Raw genomic sequence first — 18893 nt, 5'->3', positions numbered from 1 at the left:
TTACGCGGCTTTGCGGGTTCTTGAAGGGTTAATCCTGCCGGAATCCTTTCACAAGTGGCCATGGGCAGAATTGTTTTTATAGGAGTCCAAAATACCCTCCTTGACGATGTCTTCAATCGCTTTTTCCCGTTGTGCTTCGGTTCCGTGAATGTTTTTGGCGCCCTGCTTTTCTAAGTATGCTGCTGCTTTCGTATTTCCGTTTGAAATTGCGAGTTGCAGCGGACTATCTCCTTCGCGGTCCAATGCGTCGATATCAGCTCCCTGTGAAAGTAAATAAATGATAATTGGGATGTGGCCGGTGACTGCCGCAGCATGGAGTGGCGTACGCCAGTCACTCGGATCCTTAACGTTGACATGTACTCCATGCGAGACCATCGCACGAACCAGTCCGAGGTCGTTTAGATATGCGGCGTGGTTAATTAACTTGGGAGCCTTCGCGGAATGGACCGTTTTACTGATGAATAATCTATGCCAGAAGCGGTCAGGCAACCCAGAGACAACAAATATTACGACCGTTAAGCCTAACGCCACCAGCCTTCTAACGGAGACCAGCTTTCCTTTTATAAGACTCATCACAGTAAGAGCGGTCACTATCACGAACCAAATAGTAAGCACGGGAGCGCTAAGGAGCAAAAAAAAGTAATTGCCGTGAGCCAATGAAAACCCCACCATTTGGGGCCCTCGTGCCCATGTCCATACGGTTTCCTCCCAAACAAGGCGTCCCGCGAGAAGCGCAGCACCAATGTTGGCAACGACACCGACAACCTTTAGCCACAACGGCATGCGAGCGGTTTTGGCGGAGTCCATAGCGTTATCTTGGATATTATCCATCAGACTGTCAATTAGTGGGGATAGGGGACGTTGTGGGGGGATAGGGGACGTAGTTGCCTTATTGTCTTAATGGTCGACTCAGAAAGCAAGACAAAAGGGGTTTGACCCTAACGATGCGTTTTATCCTACCGCTGGGGTTTGCCTGGAATTGGATTTGTAGGGGCGGGCGGCTGCCCGCCCGGGCATGAGGGATCAACGGATATGTAGGGGCGGACCGCTGTCCGCCCGAAAATCCATGGGGACCATTCGGTTTCATGGAATAAATCCATCGAAATATATGTAATCGAATCCATCGGGTCGTTAATTCGATGGCGGGCGCACATCGTGCGCCCCTACACATCAAATGGCCTTGAATAGGTTGTTTCGGCCGTCCCGCTGAGGGGTGTGTGATGTCGCACTTGGGTGCTTGTTTTACCGTCTGGATAGAGCTAGGATAAAGGCCCATGCGGAACCCCTTTCCCCTTGCCGTTCTGATCGTTTCATTTCCTTGGATTGGAGCAGCTGTTGAGCCATTCCCGACCGATTCCTGCGGAGTTGATGCGGCACGATTTTGCCAGGAGGGCGAACCGCAGGGGGATAAGCTGGCCCGTTGCCTGAATGAACACACCGAAGAGTTAACCGATGCATGCCAGGCCGCCCTGAGCGAATACAACGCGAATCGAGTCTGGCCGGATACGGTGCGCACGATGGTTCAAGGGGATCTTTTGCGGCGCTACCTGATCCACCTCCCGCGCGGCTATGACGGTAAAACCCCGTTGCCGGTTGTTCTCCTTTTCCATGGTATTTCCGGAACTCCGGAGATTGCGCGCCGGCAGACCCGGATGAGCGAAGTGGCTGACAAGAGACACTTTATGGTGGTTTATCCGGAAGGAATCGGCGGGAGCTGGAATGCGGGAAAGTGTTGCGGGCAGGCGATACGCGACTCCGTGAACGATGTCGGATTCGTATCAGATTTGCTGGACCAGCTTCAGAAAAATTATCCCCTGGACCGGTCGCGCGTTTATGCCGCTGGAGTGGATAACGGCGGCATGATGGTCTACCGGTTAGCTGGCGAATTATCGCGCCGGTTGGCGGCCATCGCTTCCGTTGGCGGCACCATGGTGGTGGACATTCCCCGTGCCAAACGTCCGGTCCCGGTCATTGAAATGCATTCCATCGTCAAAGATCGGCAGGTCCCCTTCGAAGGGGGACCCAGCAAGAACCCCGCCTTCTCCGGTTCGCTCCAGCCGGTTCCCGATACCATCGCCTGGTGGGTCAAAGCCAATTATTGCCGCAAAAAAGCGGCGGAAGTCCGGACGGACCTGCATTTTGTCACCGAGGTCTATAAACCGGCGGAAGGCGAACCCGGCGCCCCGGTTGTTCTCTACAAGCTGATGGAAGGCGGCCCCACCTGGCCGGACGGCAAAGAGGTCATTCATGGATGGGCCACCGGCACATTGGTTCAGACCGTCAATGCCAGCAAAATTATCTGGGAGTTTTTTAAAGCACACTCCCTTTCCTCGATTCCCGAGTAAGATGAAATCCTCTTATCGTCTGTTGGTTGCCTGTCTTTTTGCGGCTGCTCCTGTTGTCTGGAGTGCACCGGTTTCTTCTGGTTCTGTTGTCAAAGTGCTCAAAATCCGGGACGGCTGGGAGTTGAGCGTCAATGGGAAGCCTTTTTTCGTCAAGGGAGTCGGCTGCAACGATGCGGTGGGTGAAAAAGGAGAAGATTATCTCCGCATGGCGCATGAGATGGGCGCCAATGCGGTTCGGATCTGGGGCGGGGCCACGCGGGAGTACCTCGATCAAGCGCACGCCAACGGCCTGATGGTCAATCTCGGTTTCTGGCTCAATCCCATTCGGGATAAGACGGTTGAAAGTTATCGGGACGGTGGTCATCTGGCGGGGCTGAAGCATTTGATTCTCTCCCATGTGGATGAGATGAAAGACCATCCCGCGCTTTTGAGCTGGACGATCGGCAATGAAGTTTTCTACTGGACGGAAAATGAGGAAGAGAAAGCTGAATTTGGCCGGTTTCTCGAAGAAATCATCCGGGAGATCCACCGGCAAGATCCCAATCATCCGGTTGTCTACGCGGCCTCTCCTCCGGAAATCCTGTATTTAAAGAAATACCTCCCCAGCCTCGATATCGTCGGAGCGAATGTCTACGGTGATTTTTCAGGTATGGTGTCCAGCCTAAAAAGTGTTGGTTACGAGAAACCCGTGATGGCCACCGAGTTCGGCCCCAGCGGTTCCTGGGAGATGCGCAAGGATCGCAACCAGCTGCCCTATGACGCTTTCGATCATTTTAAAGCACAGAACTACGAGAAAATCTGGTACCAGATCGAGGCTGTCCGGCCGCGTTCCCTGGGAGGGTTTGCTTTTGTGCTTGGGAATCAGCGCAATCAGGACAGCCTGACCTGGTACAACGTGAACTTTGGGGAACGACGCCGCGCCGGCTATTGGACGCTGTATTCCCTTTATACCGGACAGAAACCGCCTCGGAGTGTCCCAAAAATTGTCCAGATGACGCTGAAAGCGCCGACGCCGCTTCAGCCGAAGGGGGAATTCACGATCGGGTTCTCTGTTTCATCCTCTTCCGGTGACCCTCTGCGCTATCAATACATGATCACGGACATTTTCAGTGACGCCATAGCGCTGCAGGCTCCCCGGTTCTTCCCCGCTGAGCCGGTAGAGGAGGCTCCTGGACAGGCCCGGCTGCGTGCGCCTGCTGACCCCGGTTTTTACCGGGTTTATGTCATGGTCAGCGACAACCATCAGAACATCGCCATAGCCGATCGAACCATCCACGTAGTCCCCTAGCAAAAAACGTCATCCCCTGCCAACAACCGCAGGGGATGACGGTGTTGAGTTCCGGTTGATTTTTCGACGAAAAATCAACTATAATCGATGCGCTTGCAAGACCAAATTTCAGAACAAATCGCGCGGGTTCAAAGCCGTTTGGAAGCGGCGGCCAAACGTTCCGGACGGAGTTCGAAAGAAATTACGTTGGTGGCTGTTACGAAAACAGTTCCTTTTGAACAAGTCCTTCCTTTCCTGCAAGCGGGTATCGGTCACATTGGGGAGAATCGAGTTCAGGAAGCTGGTGCGAAGTATCGAAATCCAGATGGCTCCAAGCGGGTTGAGGCGGCTTTACATTTGATCGGCCCGCTGCAGACGAACAAAGCGAAAAAAGCGGCGGAGTTCTTTGATCTGATCCAGACGCTGGACCGGATGGAACTGGCCGAAGACCTGGATCGTCATGCCAAAGCGCTGGGGCGACAGGTTCCGTGCCTGGTTGAAGTGAAGATTTCGACGGAATCGACCAAGCATGGTTTATCGCCGGAAAAGGTGGTCGACTTTATCTCGGAGGTTCAGTCTCGCACCGCGCTTCAAGTGAAGGGTCTGATGGGAATCGCGCCGCTGACAAAAGCAGCCGAAGAAGCGCGGCCTTATTTTGCGGCTTTGCGGAAGCTCTTTGAGAAAACCCATCTGGACATCCTTTCGATGGGAATGAGTTCGGATTTTGAGGTGGCCATTGAAGAAGGATCAACGATGATTCGCGTGGGAACCGCCTTATTCGGGGCCCGGGCATGACGTCCATTACCTTGATCGGCGGCGGAAATATGGGCGAGGCGCTCGTGGCCGGACTGATCCGTTCAGGCCATTGGAAACCCTCGCAGATTACCGTGACCGATGTCCGGCCCGATGTCTTAAAGCGCCTTCGCAAGGCCTACGGTATTTGTATCTGCTCTGATAATCGCCTGGCGATTCATCATGCGGATATCGTCTTGCTTGCGGTAAAGCCCCAGCAGATGAGCGGCGTGCTGAAAGACCTTGGGCCGTCAATCCGTCGTTCCCAGAGAGTTCTTTCTATCGCGGCCGGCATCCGGACTGATTTTTTGGAACGCTTCCTTGTCCCGGGAGTCTCCGCGATCCGGATTATGCCGAACACCCCGGCGCTTGTAGGCGCCGGCGCTGCGGCGATCGCGCCCGGACGGTGGGCCAAAGCCGCTGATTTGAAAATGGCCCGGGCGATTTTTGGAACAGTCGGTACCGTGGTGCAGGTCAAAGAGCGCGACATGGATGCGGTCACCGCCCTTTCCGGTTCCGGCCCGGCTTACGTGTTTTTTCTGGCCGAGACGCTTCTGGAAGCCGGTGTGGCGCTGGGCTTGGCTCCATCCGTAGCCGACGCCCTCGTTCGGCAAACCCTGCGGGGCGCCGGTCAACTCCTGTCCCAGTCCCCGGATGAACCGCGGGTTTTGCGTCAGAAAGTCACGTCACCGGGAGGAACCACGGAAGCGGCGCTCCAGGTCCTCTCCGGAAAAGGCTTCAAGAAAATATTTGCTCAAGCGCTTCGGCGCGCGGCCCAACGGTCACACGAGCTTTCAAAAACGTCTGACTAGCATGGCCCAGTCAACCAAAGGGGAGGCAGGAAACGAATGATTATTCGCGTACGCGTCATTCCGGGTTCGGACGAAAATGAAGTCGTCGGACGGGTTGGAAGCGTTGTTCGGGTCAGGGTGATGGCTCCTCAGATTAATGAAGCCGCCAACGGCGTCCTGATCGATTACCTGGCGGAGTTTTTTGAAGTGAAGGGGAAGTCTATTCATATTATGCGGGGCAAGAAAGCCCGCGAGAAGACCGTGAACATCTGCGGCCGTTCCGAAGATGAACTGAAGCGCGTCATGGAATCCATTCCCTAGGAGATGTTCGAGTGAGTCCTGCCTGCAGGATTTTTCCCAAGACACGGGCATTTATTTGGAAAAAAGACCGGTTGCTGCTTTTAGAGCAACGGCTGTTGCCGCATCGAGTCGTCTGGCGGACATGCCGCCATTGGCGGCAGGTGGAAGAAGGCATCCGGCTCATGGTGGTCCGGGGCGCACCGGCTATCGGTTGTGTGGCGGCCTATGGGATTGTGCTGGCGGCCCGGTCCTGCCGGAATCGAACGCTGAACGAACAACGGCAGGAACTCATTAAAGCGTCCGAGGGTCTCTTGAAGGCCCGGCCCACAGCGGTTAATTTGCATTGGGCGCTGGAACGAATGCGCCGGGTTTGGGAAATCGCTCCGGTGAAAGATCCGGAGTCTTTAGCCAAGGCACTTGAGCGGAAGGCGATTCGGATGGAAGAAGAAGACCGTCAATCCAATCGGCGGATGGGTCGTTACGGAGCGGATCTGCTGCCGCGCGATGCCAGTGTCATGACGATCTGCAACACAGGGTCGCTCGCCACCGCTGGATTGGGGACCGCCTTCGGTATTCTTTGGACAGCGTTTCACGATAAAAAGATTCGAAAGGTCATCGCGTCGGAAACGCGGCCCTACCTCCAAGGGGCCCGGCTGACCGCCTGGGAACTCCAGCAGGAGAAGATCCCTTTTGAGTTGATGACGGACAATATGGCGGCGCATCTGATGAAAACGGAAAAAGTGGACGCGGTGATCGTGGGCGCGGACCGTATCGCGGCCAACGGCGATACCGCGAATAAAATCGGCACCTACAGCCTGGCGGTGCTGGCGGCCCATCATGGCATTCCGTTTTATGTGGCGGCGCCGACCTCCACGGTGGATTTGACCACGGCCGACGGCCGGAAGATCCCCATCGAGGAACGCTCGGCCGAAGAAGTCGTGATGGTTCGGGGGCAGCGGATTGCTCCGAAGGGGACCCACGCCCGGCACCCGGCATTTGATGTCACTCCGGCGAATTTGATTACCGCCATTGTCACGGAACAGGGTGTTGCCAGGAAGCCTTATAAACGGAGTTTGAAACAATTGATGAATGATCATTCCCTCACCCCGTCCCTCTCCCTCAACAGGGAGAGGGGGAATGGTGTTGGCAAAAAGATTCATGCTCCCTCCCCCTGCGGAGGGGGAGGGGTGGGGAGAGGGTAAATGGATTACTCCAAAACCGTTCATCTTCCGAAAACAGACTTTCCCATGAAAGCCGATCTCCCCAGGCGGGAGCCGGAGATGCTGGCCCAATGGGAAAAGGAAAAGATTTATGAAAAAGCGCTGGCGCAGCGTGCGAGCGAAAAGGGCCGCAAACAATTCATTCTTCACGACGGACCGCCTTACGCCAATGGTCATCTGCATCTTGGGCATGCGCTGAATAAAATCCTCAAGGACCTGATCGTCCGTTATAAGACCATGGCCGGCTATTATGCGCCTTACATCCCCGGGTGGGACTGCCACGGTCTTCCCATCGAGCTTCAGCTCATGAAAGAACTGAAGATCACCGACAAAAACAAAGTCGACCGTGCGCAGTTTCGCGAACAAGCCAAAGCGTTTGCTGAACGGTTCGTCGAGATCCAGCGGCAGGAGTTCAAGCGCATGGGAGTGCTCGGCAAGTGGGAGCAGCCTTATCTCACGATGGCCGATCGCTATAAGCAGGTGATTGTCGATACCTTCAAGGAGCTCGAGTCCAAAGGCTATGTGTACCGCGGCAAGAAACCCGTGTACTGGTGCGCGGTCGATGAAACCGCGCTCGCCGAAGCCGAAGTCGAGTATGAAAACGACAAAGGGCCGTCCATTTTCGTTGCTTTCCCGGGAACCTTCGGTGCGACGAATGCTCCGGTCAACTTTGTTGTCTGGACGACAACCCCCTGGACGCTGCCGGCGAATCTTGCGATTGCTCTGCATCCGGACGAGACATATGAATTCCTGGCGAAGGATGACGGCACGATCTACATCGTGGCCTCGAAGCGAACCGAAGAATTTCTGAAGGTGACCGGGCTGGCTGTTAAGCCGGAAGGCCATTCGGTCGTCGGGCATGAATTAATTAAAAACGCTACGGCCCGGCATCCCTGGATCGACAGGGAAGCCAAGTTGCTCACAGCCGATTTTGTTGCCATGGATACCGGCACCGGACTCGTGCATATTGCTCCGGGACACGGCCGGGAAGACTATCAGCTGGGCTCGGCCAATAAACTGGATGTGCTTTCTCCCGTCGATGATCGCGGGCGGCTCGAAGAACCCGGACAGCCCTGGAATGGCGTCCATGTATTCAAAGCCAACGGCATGATCATGGACTTCCTGAAGGCAAAGGGAGCGCTGCTGTATCAGGGAGAGATTGAGCATTCTTACCCACACTGCTGGCGCTGCCACAAGCCGGTGATTTTCCGCGCCACCGAGCAGTGGTTCATGAGCGTGGATCACGATCATCTGCGGGACCGGCTGATGAAAGCGATCAACGAGGTGCAGTGGATCCCAGCCTACGGCAAGAATCGCATCACCGGAATGGTGGAATCCCGGCCGGATTGGTGTTTGTCGAGACAACGGCTTTGGGGTACTGAGATCCCTGCTCTCCCATCGTCATCCCCCGCGGGTTCTGGCGGGGGATCCATGGATTCCCCCCCAGTGGCCGGGGGGAATGACGTTAAGGGGAAAACCCCGGATATCATCGACGTCTGGTTTGAATCCGGCGTGTCCTGGGCCGCGGTGTTGCGCCAGCCCTCGCCCTGGCCGGACCTGACGTATCCGGCAGACATGTATCTGGAAGGCTCGGACCAGCATCGCGGCTGGTTCCAGACTTCGCTCATTCCGTCGGTGGCGCTACAGGGCCGGGCGCCCTACAAAGCCGTTTTAACGCACGGGTTTGTAATGGACGGCGAAGGCCGGCCTATGTCCAAGTCCTTGGGCAACGTTATTTCCCCGGAAGAGATCATCAAACACTATGGAGCGGATGTCCTGCGGCTCTGGGTGGCGTCCAGCGACTACGCCGGCGATGTCCGGCTCTCCCCTGAGATCCTAAAGGGGTTGACCGACACCTATCGGAAGATCCGCAACACGTTCCGTTATCTTCTGGGCAACGTGGCGGGTTTTGATCCGCAGCGGGATTCGGTGGTTTTCAAAGACATGCCTGAGATTGACCGGTGGGCGCTGGCCAAGCTGCAGGCGGAAGTGGCCTCCGCCAACCAGGCCTACGAATCGTACGAGTTCCACCGGGTCACCGGCCATCTGGTGAATTTCTGCACGTCGACATTGTCGGGGTTTTATCTGGATTTGTTGAAGGACCGCTTGTACTGCGATCCGGCAGGCTCGCTTTCCCGGCGCAGCGCGCAAACGGTGCTCTGGCATTTGGCGGATCAGTTGATCCGGCTCTGGGCGCCGATCCTTTCGTTTACCGCAGACGAGGCCTGGCGCATGCTAGGCCATCTGGATGGGGTTCATCTGGCCGATCTGCCTGTCGTAAACCCCGCTTTTCAGCTTTCGACGTCCGAATCGCAGCTCGATGATGTTTTCCCTGTCCGAGAACAAATCCTGGGCGTTCTCGAGAAAGCACGCCAGGGTGGACGCATCAAAGGGAACCTCGAGGCCAAGGTAACGTTTTACGCAACCAACGACAACCTCGCCGCCCTGCTCAAGCGCTACGCAACCCAGTGGCCGATGATCTGCATCGTCTCCGAGGTAGAGGTGTCGGGTGTCCCGCTGGCTGCACCGGATGCGGAACAGAATGCGCTCCAAATCAAGGTGGAGCGTACGCAGGGGCAAAAATGTGCCCGCTGCTGGATTTTCAAGCCGGACGTCGGAACCCATGAGGCCCATTCAGACCTCTGCGGGCGCTGCGCCGGAGCCGTCGATACGATGACAGGAGCGATTCGATGAATGAAACCTTGTCGGATCACAGGAGATACTGCGCTTTGCGGCTGGTCTCGATTCTGGGAATCGCGGGGTTCGTCATATTATTGGACAGGCTTTCCAAGTGGTGGGTTATGTCCCGTTTCCAGCTCGGAGAAAGCCGCGTCCTCACGCATTATTTCTGGCTGACGTACGTGCAAAACACCGGAACGGCTTTCGGGATGTTCCAGGAGAACAACAAAGCTCTTTTAATTTTCTCGATCGTTATTCTAGGCGTGCTGCTTTATGGCGCCAGAGGGCTGTCGGAACGCGGGGGGCTCTGGAGCGCCTTGGGGGTGGCTCTGGTTCTGGGAGGCGCCGTCGGAAATATGATCGACCGGATTCATTATGGCCGCGTCATTGATTTTCTCGATTTCCGGATCTGGCCGGTGTTTAATGTGGCCGATTCCGCCATTACATTGGGTGCGTGCGCGCTCATGATTGGACTCCGGCGAAAATAATGCATCCGATCCTTCTTCAATTCGGGCCTATGACGCTGCGCACCTACGGGGTGCTGGTGGCGCTGGCGTTTTTGGCGGCGATGCAGATCGCCCGTGTGGCAGCGGTGCGCCGGCGCATTCCCGAAGGCCATCTGCTGGATCTGGTGGCGGTACTGGTTCTCTCCGGACTTCTGGGCGCCCGGTTGTTTTATGTGGTCCTGAATGCGGCCTACTACCGGCAGCATCTGCTGGATGCCCTGAAGATCTGGGAAGGCGGTTTGGTCTTTTACGGTGGATTTATTGCTGCGGCAGTCACCGGTGTTTTCTTTGTGCGACGGTGGCGTCTTTCTCTGGGATCCGTGGCCGATTGTCTGGCGCCGGCCATCGCGGTGGGGCAAGCCATCGGACGGTGGGGATGTTTCTTCGCCGGGTGCTGCTACGGCCGTGCCACATCCATCCCCTGGGCGGTTCGCTACCAGGATTCCGCGTCGCTGGCTCCACTGGGGATCGACCTGCATCCGGTGCAGCTCTACGAATCCTTCGGCGATCTGTTGATCGCGCTGTTTCTCTGGATTGTTCTGGTCCGTCGGCCCAACACCAACGGAAATGTTTTCTGGTTGTATACGCTGCTGTATGGCCTGTTGCGTTTTGGATTGGAGTTGTTACGGGGAGATGAACGCGGGCCGGGGGCGGGGGGCCTTTCCCCGTCGCAACTCATCGCGCTGGGTGCGGTGCTGGTGTCTTCCAGTATTCTGATCGCCCGGGCCGCTTCTCAACCCAATGCCAACGCTTAAGATTTTATCGGAGTCCAATGGCGAGCGTTTGGATGTTATCCTGGCGCGTCAGTATCCGCAGTACTCGAGGGTCTTTCTGCAGAAGTGGGTGCGTCACGGCGGGGTGAAGCGGCAGGGGGAAGTTCCAGCACCTCGAGACCGGGTGCATGTCGGCGAAATCTATGAGGTGATGGATTTTGAATCCCCGCTCGATTTTTCCCCGGATCTTCCGGGAGCGAGGCATTTTTTATCAGCGGACATTATTCCTACAATTCTCTTTGAAGATCAGGCGCTGATGGCGTTGAACAAGCCGGCGGGTCTGGTCGTCCATCCGGCGCCCGGGCACAGGGGACCGACGCTGATCGATTGGCTGCGGGATCATATGGGTTCGTCCATCGCAAAAGTTTTTACGGACCCCGAGCGTTTGGGGCTGGTTCATCGTCTGGACAAGGACACGTCAGGAGTCCTCTTGATCGCCAAGAGCATCGTGTCTCAGACCGCCATCAGCCGGCAGTTTCATGGCCGTACCGTTCGTAAAACATACGTGGCTTTTGTCGAAGGGGTCCCTTCAGCAAAAAAAGGTGTCATCACCGCGCCGGTGGGACGGTCCCGGAAGCAGCCCAGTCGGATGGCGGTCTCCAGCCAGGGGCGCCCCTCGGAGACCGCGTTTGAAGTGAACGAAATATTTGGAAGGCCCGCCACTAAAGCGTCGGCGGGCTCGCCTAAACAGAGTGGCGAGGAGGTTTCTCAAGTGACGTTATTTCCGAAAACCGGCCGCACGCATCAACTCCGGGTTCATATGGCGGCCATCGGTCATCCCGTCGTGGGAGATCGCACCTACGGTTCGAAGGCCATCTGGGCGGAGCAGTTTGGAGTGACTCGCTCGCTTCTCCATGCGCAGCGCTTGGAATTCCAGCATCCCGTGACGAAAAAACCGGTTTCTTTTGAAGCCCCCTGGCCGGCGGATTTTTGCCGGGCGCAGCTGGCTTTCCGTCAGGCTTTTAAGGTTCTTTGGATGGCGATCGCTCTCGGTGGAATCCTTCTGGCGCCGCTGCGCGCCGAAGAAACCGCTGCGCCATCCTCGAAGAAGCCGAAGGTGGTGCGGCATGCCTCGTCGTCTGGTGTTTCCAGCAGCAGCTTCAAGCAACTTAAAAAAGAAGTCTCCGCGTTGAAAGATCAGATGGATGTGTTCAAATCGGAGCTTTCGGCCCTGGAATCCGGCCTGGCTGATCTGAACGTGTCGAAGCGCCTGGCGGATCTGGAAAAGGCCATCCCTGAGATCAACGCAAAATCCGTGAGCGGCGGCAATGCGGCGGAAGAGAGCAAAACGCAGATTCTGGAAGCGAACCGGAAACTCAAAAACCTTCAGGACACGCTCGATCAAATGCGGGACCAAGTGGATCGGCTTCAGCGCCAGGCGATTCAGCATCGGACGTCCTCCGAGGTGCCGGCCGTGCCGGAGGATGAAGGGGCGGGGAAAAATCCATGAAAAAAACGCGGCATGGATTGCTGGTCGTAGTATCCTCCGGGTCAGGGGCCGGCAAAACCACGCTTTGCCGGAATCTCCTGCTCCGCCGGAAGAATCTGGTCTTTTCGATTTCTGCCACCACACGCAGCCCCCGGCCCGGTGAACGGGATGGACGCGAATACTTTTTTGTCAGCGAGGCGGCGTTTCGGGCGATGCGGAAACGCGGAGAACTGCTGGAGTGGGCTGACGTTCACGGGCAATTTTACGGGACTCCCAAGGCTTTTATCGACCGGATGTGCCGGGCCGGCCGGGACGTTCTGCTCGATATCGATGTACAGGGCGCGCTTCAGGTCAAACGCCGCTTTCCTGAGGCGGTCCTGATTTTTATCACCACCGCGACGTTTCAGGAGCTGGGACGCCGCTTGCGTTCCCGCCATTCCGAAAACGCAGGGGAAATCCGACGGCGTCTGGCGGACGCGCGGCGCGAGTTGATCTTCCTGGACCGCTACGATTATGAAGTGGTGAATGACCGTATCCCTCAGGCGGTGAAACGCCTGGAAACAATTTTGGAAGCGGAATCACTAAGAATACGTCGATAGACCAGCTCGTCATTCCCCGCGGTTGTTGGAGGGGAATCTATACAAGCCGTTCACGGCGATGATGGATCCTCCGCCAGAGGCCGCGGAGGATGACGAGGTGTGAAAATACGAAGAAAAAGTTAAAAGGAGAGTTCGATGACTGACTTGTTTCTGGATCCCAAAGTACTGAATTACACCAAAGATCGCTATCAGCTGATTGTTTACACGATGCGATGGGCCCGCGCGATGAAAGCGAAAGGTTCCCCGGAACCCCTGCCTGTTCTCATCGAGAAGGCGCTGAAGGACATTGTGGAAGGCCGCGTGACGCCTGAAGAGATCATGGCCAATAAAGCGGCGGAACCCGCTCCGAAGGAAGACGTACCGGCGGTGGTGTCCGTTGCCGATGACGGCGCTTCTGCCATGAAGGCGGCGACAGCCGCCGAAGAGGGCGAGAAAAAGAAAACGAAGAAGAAAAAAAAGAAGGAAAACGAATAGATGATTATTCTGGGGGTTACGGGGAGCCTCGCGGCTTACAAGGCGGTTGAAATCCTGAGGCTTCTGACTAAAGCCGGGCAGGAGGTGCACGTGTTGATGACGGAAGCGGCCACGCGTTTTGTGGGGCCGCTGACGTTTCAAGCGATCTCCGGCCATCCCGTGCTTACGGATACGCTTGATCCGAAAGGATGGCAGATGGCTCATCTGGATCTGCCGGAGAGCGCCAGCGTGATGCTCGTGGCGCCGGCGAGCGCGAATATCCTCGCGAAGCTGGCCATGGGGCTTGCGGACAATATCCTCACGGCTGCTGCGCTGGCGATCCCGCGCACGGAAAAGGGGAAGCTCAAGGTGCCGTTCTTTATCGCGCCGGCCATGCATGCGGGGATGTGGCGCCATCCTGCGACCCAGGCCAACGTGAAAACGTTGAAAGGGTACGGTTATCAGTTCATCGGTCCCGTCAGAGGACCTCTCGGACGCCAGGCAGACGAAGGCACAGGTCGCTTGGAAGAACCTCAGCTGATTGTCTCGAAGGTATTAAACGTCCTTGCCAAATAAGAAACGTCTCAACACGATCAAAGGTAAGAAAGTTCTCATTACCGCCGGGCCCACGCGGGAGTACCTGGATCCGGTCCGGTTCCTTTCCAATGCGTCCAGCGGGACCATGGGGATCGCGCTGGCCCGGATCGCGCATGAGCTGGGGGCGGAGGTCACGCTGATTCTCGGGCCTGTGGATTCCGGGCGCCAGGAAAGTCTGGCGGCTGAAAACGGCAACAAGGGGATTACGGTTGTGCCGGTGATCACCGCTCAGGAGATGGAAGCGGCTGTCGACAAGCATCTTTTGGACACCCAGATTTTTATCGGCGCCGCCGCTGTGTCGGATTACCGGCCGCTCAGCTTCCATAAACAGAAAATCAAGAAAGCGTCGGATCCGCTCTCCATTCAGTTCGTTCCCAATCCGGATATCATCGCCAAAGTGGCCCGGCGTACCCCAGACCGACCGTATGTGGTCATCGGGTTCGCGCTCGAAACCCGTGATTTGATTGAAAACGCCCAGAAGAAGCTGCGGGATAAGGGTTTGGATTGGATTGTGGCCAACCGGGAAACGAGCATCGGCAAAAAACGAGGAGCCGCCACGCTTCTGAGCCGGTGGGGGGAACGCATTCCGCTGGGGACCATGTCCAAAACCGAGCTGGCGCGCAAAATCTGGGAAGCCCTCTTGCTGCGTCCCGCCATATGAGCCAGGACCCCAAAGCCTTCCTGAAAGACGCCAAGCAATGGGTCGAACAGGAGCGGGTCTGGGATGATTTAATTTTTGCTCCTTCTGTTGCCGTTGCGGAAGCCGCTCCTCGCCAGGCTCCTCTTGCCCATCCGGATAAAGCAGCTGTCCTTCAAGCGCTTTACGAGCAGTACAAGAACTGCCAGCTCTGCCCGCTGGGCGCGACCCGCATCAAGTTCGTTTTTGGCGTGGGAAACCCTGAAACCAAGGTGTTATTTATCGGAGAGGGGCCCGGTTACGAAGAAGACCGCCGGGGCGAACCCTTCGTCGGGAAAGCGGGCCAGCTGCTCGACAAGATCATGGCGTCCATCGGCTTGAACCGCCAGAACGCCTATATCGCCAATATCGTCAAATGCCATCCCATGCAGAACCCGCAGGCGCCCGAGGCGCGCGGCAACGATCGCGCTCCGAATGCTGTCGAGGTGGAGGCCTGTCTTTCGATCCTGCGCCAGCAGATCGTCATTATTCAGCCCCTGTTTATAGTGACGCTCGGATCGCCGTCCACCCGGACTCTCCTGCAGACGAGCGAGGGGATCACGAAACTGCGCGGCCGTCTCTTCCCCTTTCCGGTTGACCGGTTCTATCCGACGGAACTCGGCGCTCCACCGCTGCCGGAAGCGCTCCAGCGGACGCAGGTGTTGCCCACCTATCACCCGGCCGCCCTGCTGCGCAATCCCGACCTGAAAAAAGACGTCTGGACCGATATGAAGCTCCTCCGTGATCTCCTTCGGTGAGTGTCACAACGGAGCAAATTACGACGTCTTTTTGAACGGAGCCAGAGTTTCTAGCCTTGCACCGTCCCAAAAACCCAAACAGATTTCTTCCCTGTGACGGTCACCTCTGATACGAATATCCCCTTGAAGGTTTTGCCAATGGAGTATAAATAGCATACAGGCATGTCCATTTACGCTCTCTCGTCGCTTATCGCCAGTGTTTACTGCTTCTTGATCGGGTTCATCGCCCTGTTTAAAAAGCACAACACACAGGTTGTACTTTTTAGTTTAGTGGCCTGCGGGATTGCCGTATGGTCTTCTTATTCCTTCCTCAGTCAAATGTGTCCGGTAGACTTGCAGTTGCCCATCGTTCAATCCGTGTATGCTGTTGCCTGCATTGTGCCCACGTTATTTCTGGCGTTTGTTCTATCGGTTCTGGAACGTCCACTTTGGTGCCGTTCAATCCAGGGCTCTCTGGCGGCTTCCGTTTTTTTCATCCTTTCATTATTGAGCAACCGTTTGATCAAGGCGGTTCACATTATCAACGGCGCCAGTTCCCTGGACGTGGGACTCCTGTACGCCTTTTTTGTTGTCTTTTTTTCCGTGGTGTGCGGGTATCCGATTTGGCTTTTGTTTCAAGGCGCCCGTTTCGCGCCGCCCGCCCAAAAAAATAAGTTGAAGTATATTTTCCTCTCATTTCTCGTCGCTTACGTCTCCGGGGGCCTCCACTTCGTGTCCGTTTATGCCCACTGGGAGCCGGTTCCGCATGATGTTTTTCTGGTTATTTTCGCCACGATATTCGCGTACGCTGTTCTCAAACACCGGCTGATGGATATCTCGATCGTCATCCGGCGGACGCTGATCTATTCGGTGGTAACCGGGACCTTGACCCTGGTCTACTTTTCGATAGTCATTCTTTTAAGCCATGTGCTTAAGGGGTGGATGAGGTCGACCACGGTGTTGTCTTATTTTGCGGCTTGTGTTATCGCGTTCTTGTTCTATCCGGTACGCAGCCGAGTCCAGAGATTTATCGATAAACGATTTTTTCGAGATGCCATTGATCGGGAAAAGATGCTTCTGGAGTTATCGGATGAAATCACGCGGCAAAAAACACCGGAAGAAATGAGCCAACCCCTGGCGCAGGTTTTCACGGACGCCTTTCATCCCAAACGAATGGTTCTTTATCTGCGCTCGCCCGAGAAAGGGACCTTTCATCGGGTTTCCTCAATTTCTCCCGGTTTCGACGACGAAATGCCGGTGGAAAATCCTTGGACGAGCTATTTTAGTTATTACCCTCAGCCGCTCCTTCAAAACCTTTTGAGTATGCACTCCGGCACCTCCCGGGCAGAGGTGATGGAGACGGTGGCTCATGCGATGCGCCGTTTACAAATAGCGGCCGCATTCCCGCTGTTGAGTCCGCGGGATTTGTTGGGCTATCTGCTGATCGGTGAAAAAAAGTCAGAAGAGCCTTATAACGAAGAAGATTTGCTCCTCCTGCGCAACGCGGTGAATCAGATGGCCATGGCGTATGAGCGATATCTGTTGAACAAGGGGTTGCAGGAAGCCCCTCAAACGCTGCAGAAGATGGCTTCCAGCTTTGTGCACGAGATCAAAACGCCGATGGCCAACATCAAAATGCCGGCGGATGTTTTAAAGTTACTTTTAGCTGATCTGGCGAGCGGGAAACGGTCTTTGGATGACGTGCTTCCGAAACTGCGCAACTATGTGGATTATATTCGGGAACAAACCATGGCCGCCTCGGACAAGGTGGACGCGATCCGGCAGATGTCGAAGCAGCAAAAGGAGCATTTCGTGCCGCTGATGCCCGGAGAGGTGATCCGAACAAGTTTAGCCACGCTGGATCAGATCGTCCGGCAGAGCCAGGTCACGCTGGAGATGGATGTGCCGGAAGACCTGCCTGCGGTTCTGGGGGATGCGCGGCAGTTGGGGATCGTGTTCATGAATCTGGCGAAGAACGGGATTGAGGCGATGACGCAGCGCGGGGGATGTTCTTCCCGGTGCTTGAAGATAGCCGGTCGGCAGGACGGCGAGTGGGTCATCGTTACGGTGAGTGACAGCGGCCCCGGGATTGAGCCGGAGGACATGAACCGGTTGTTTAACGCGTATTTCAGCACCAAAGGAACAACCGGGACTGGGATGGGGTTATTTCTGGCGCAGGAAGTGATTAAAGCGCATGGGGGGACCATCCACGTCGAGAGCGAAGTCGGCCAGGGAACGGTTTTTGTGGTCCGTTTACCCGTCCACACGCTACCTTCCGGGGGCGGGACCAGCGTATGAATGTGTTTTCCGATTCCCTTATCGTCAGCGCCTTCTTGAGCCTGTCGCTGGCCTTTTTTGTGCTGGCGCAAGGGGTTCAAAAACGGTTGAACCGCAGCTGGTTTCTGGCCTGCTTGGGGGGATCCGTGTGGTGTTTTGGGCTGGGGATGTGCGTTCGTTCAACGGACGTGGCTCATGCGATCCTCTGGCAGAAGATTTTCTACAGCGGCGTGATTGTTTTAGCCGTCGCGTTCCTCCATTTTGTCGGGATCTTTCTCAATCGGTCATTCCATAAGGCCATCTGGAGTGCTTTGGCAGTGGCTGTGCCGTTGATGATGCTGAACTGGATGGGCCGTCTGGCTCTGGTGGCACCTGCGGGCCCCTTCAATTTCTACACCGTTCCGTTGCCCCCGTTTTATGTTTACACGGTGTTCTTCTTCGTGGTCATTTGTTACAGCCAGTGGCAGCTGTTCCTGAGTTGCCGTGCTGCTTCAGGAAAGCGTCGCAATCAGATTCTCTATGTCCTGGTCGGGATGCTCATCTCCTTCTCTGGCGGAGCGACGACATTCCCTCTGATATTCGGGTGGAACGTTTTTCCTTTCGGGATCTTTGTGATTCCCGTATATGTCCTGAGTGTCAGCTACGCGATTGTCCGGCATCAGCTGATGGATATCAACGTCATTATCCGCAAGACCGCCATTTATTCGCTGGTCACCGGGCTCCTGGCCGGCCTCTATTTCGCGATGGCGTTCACCAGCGCGCGGTTGATTGCAGGAAGATCCGCGTCTCCTTCGTTCCTGTCATCGGGCATTGCGGCCGCTGTCATTGCTTTCTTGTTTCATCCGCTGCGTGTTCGGATCCAGCGTTTCGTGGACCGGTTTTTCCTGCAGGAAACCGTGAACCGGGAACGAAAGCTTCTGGAACTCTCAAACGAAATCCTTCGACAAAAGAGCCCCGAGGCCTTAACGGACCTGCTGATGCGCCTGATTGAAGAGGCGGTTCATCCCACCGTGGCGGCCCTCTACTTTCGAAAGGCTGGGGGCAAGGACTATGAACGGGTGACACCCCCGTCTGAGGAGCTGGATCAGGACATCTCGGAAAGCCTTCCCTGGGTGGCCGCTTTAGGTGCCTATGGCCAGCCGGTCCTTCCATCCCATCTCCCGCAGGAGGTTTTCCCGGAGGTCCCGGTGTCGCTTCTGGAGGAAATGTCCCGGCGGCATCTAGCCGGTGTTTTTCCGCTCATCAGCAGTGGGGAATTACTCGGGTTTCTGCTTCTGGGCGAAAAGCGATCGGACGACGTTTACTCGAATGAGGATTTGTTGCTTCTGCAGAACGCGGTCAACCAGACGACCGTGGCGTATGAGCGATATCTGTTGAACAAGGGGTTGCAGGAAGCCCCTCAAACGCTGCAGAAGATGGCTTCCAGCTTTGTGCACGAGATCAAAACGCCGA

General features: G+C 56.1%; 18 protein-coding genes. 17 read left to right on the top strand and 1 reads right to left on the bottom strand.

Features of this window, described 5'->3' with window-relative positions; genetic code table 11:
- Nucleotides 1-48: 48 nt before the first annotated feature.
- A complete protein-coding gene (locus WC859_10040) occupies nt 49-831 on the bottom strand; it encodes an ankyrin repeat domain-containing protein (GenBank protein MFA5976485.1) in 783 nt (260 codons plus the stop codon).
- Nucleotides 832-1274: 443 nt separating this feature from the next.
- Between WC859_10040 and WC859_10035 the strand changes: the two genes are divergently transcribed.
- The 17 genes from WC859_10035 to WC859_09955 all read left to right on the top strand — a co-directional run.
- Nucleotides 1275-2345, top strand: coding sequence for a PHB depolymerase family esterase (locus WC859_10035; protein ID MFA5976484.1), 1071 nt, complete (start codon nt 1275-1277; stop codon nt 2343-2345).
- Between the two features lies 1 nt (nt 2346).
- The gene (locus tag WC859_10030) at nt 2347-3633 is read left to right on the top strand and encodes a hypothetical protein (protein ID MFA5976483.1); all 1287 of its coding nucleotides are present in this window, start codon (nt 2347-2349) and stop codon (nt 3631-3633) included.
- Nucleotides 3634-3720: 87 nt separating this feature from the next.
- On the top strand, nt 3721-4407 hold the full coding sequence (locus WC859_10025; protein MFA5976482.1) for a YggS family pyridoxal phosphate-dependent enzyme: 687 nt from the start codon (nt 3721-3723) through the stop codon (nt 4405-4407).
- Nucleotides 4404-5216: a pyrroline-5-carboxylate reductase gene (proC, locus tag WC859_10020; protein MFA5976481.1), complete on the top strand. Its 813-nt coding sequence runs from the start codon at nt 4404-4406 to the stop codon at nt 5214-5216. The genes WC859_10025 and proC overlap by 4 nt, the downstream gene beginning before the upstream one ends.
- A gap of 36 nt (nt 5217-5252) precedes the next feature.
- Nucleotides 5253-5516, top strand: a complete 264-nt coding sequence (locus WC859_10015) for a DUF167 family protein (GenBank protein MFA5976480.1) — start codon at nt 5253-5255, stop codon at nt 5514-5516.
- A gap of 11 nt (nt 5517-5527) precedes the next feature.
- Nucleotides 5528-6697, top strand: coding sequence for an S-methyl-5-thioribose-1-phosphate isomerase (gene mtnA, locus WC859_10010; protein ID MFA5976479.1), 1170 nt, complete (start codon nt 5528-5530; stop codon nt 6695-6697).
- Nucleotides 6698-9409: an isoleucine--tRNA ligase gene (locus tag WC859_10005; GenBank protein ID MFA5976478.1), complete on the top strand. Its 2712-nt coding sequence runs from the start codon at nt 6698-6700 to the stop codon at nt 9407-9409.
- Nucleotides 9406-9882, top strand: coding sequence for a signal peptidase II (gene lspA, locus WC859_10000; GenBank protein ID MFA5976477.1), 477 nt, complete (start codon nt 9406-9408; stop codon nt 9880-9882). Before WC859_10005 ends, lspA begins: the two co-directional genes overlap by 4 nt.
- Nucleotides 9882-10655, top strand: a complete 774-nt coding sequence (gene lgt / locus WC859_09995; GenBank protein ID MFA5976476.1) for a prolipoprotein diacylglyceryl transferase — start codon at nt 9882-9884, stop codon at nt 10653-10655. Before lspA ends, lgt begins: the two co-directional genes overlap by 1 nt.
- On the top strand, nt 10642-12123 hold the full coding sequence (locus WC859_09990; GenBank protein MFA5976475.1) for an RluA family pseudouridine synthase: 1482 nt from the start codon (nt 10642-10644) through the stop codon (nt 12121-12123). The genes lgt and WC859_09990 overlap by 14 nt, the downstream gene beginning before the upstream one ends.
- Nucleotides 12120-12701, top strand: a complete 582-nt coding sequence (gene gmk / locus WC859_09985) for a guanylate kinase (protein ID MFA5976474.1) — start codon at nt 12120-12122, stop codon at nt 12699-12701. Before WC859_09990 ends, gmk begins: the two co-directional genes overlap by 4 nt.
- Nucleotides 12702-12836: 135 nt before the next feature.
- Nucleotides 12837-13175, top strand: a complete 339-nt coding sequence (locus WC859_09980) for a hypothetical protein (GenBank protein ID MFA5976473.1) — start codon at nt 12837-12839, stop codon at nt 13173-13175.
- The gene (locus WC859_09975; GenBank protein ID MFA5976472.1) at nt 13176-13730 is read left to right on the top strand and encodes a flavoprotein; all 555 of its coding nucleotides are present in this window, start codon (nt 13176-13178) and stop codon (nt 13728-13730) included.
- Nucleotides 13720-14412, top strand: coding sequence for a phosphopantothenoylcysteine decarboxylase (locus WC859_09970; protein MFA5976471.1), 693 nt, complete (start codon nt 13720-13722; stop codon nt 14410-14412). Before WC859_09975 ends, WC859_09970 begins: the two co-directional genes overlap by 11 nt.
- Nucleotides 14409-15185 (top strand): uracil-DNA glycosylase, encoded by a 777-nt coding sequence (locus tag WC859_09965; GenBank protein ID MFA5976470.1) that lies wholly within the window; start codon nt 14409-14411, stop codon nt 15183-15185. The genes WC859_09970 and WC859_09965 overlap by 4 nt, the downstream gene beginning before the upstream one ends.
- 162 nt (nt 15186-15347) lie before the next feature.
- Entirely contained in the window at nt 15348-17462 is a 2115-nt protein-coding gene (locus WC859_09960) for an ATP-binding protein (protein ID MFA5976469.1), read from the top strand.
- Nucleotides 17459-18893 (top strand): histidine kinase N-terminal 7TM domain-containing protein (locus WC859_09955; GenBank protein MFA5976468.1); only part of this gene is annotated, 1435 nt, incomplete at its 3' end. The genes WC859_09960 and WC859_09955, both read left to right, overlap by 4 nt.

The organism is Elusimicrobiota bacterium, assembly GCA_041660185.1.
In the GTDB taxonomy this organism is placed as follows: domain Bacteria; phylum Elusimicrobiota; class Elusimicrobia; order 2-01-FULL-59-12; family 2-01-FULL-59-12; genus JBAZWU01.
This window is presented reverse-complemented; position numbering and strand designations above follow the sequence as displayed.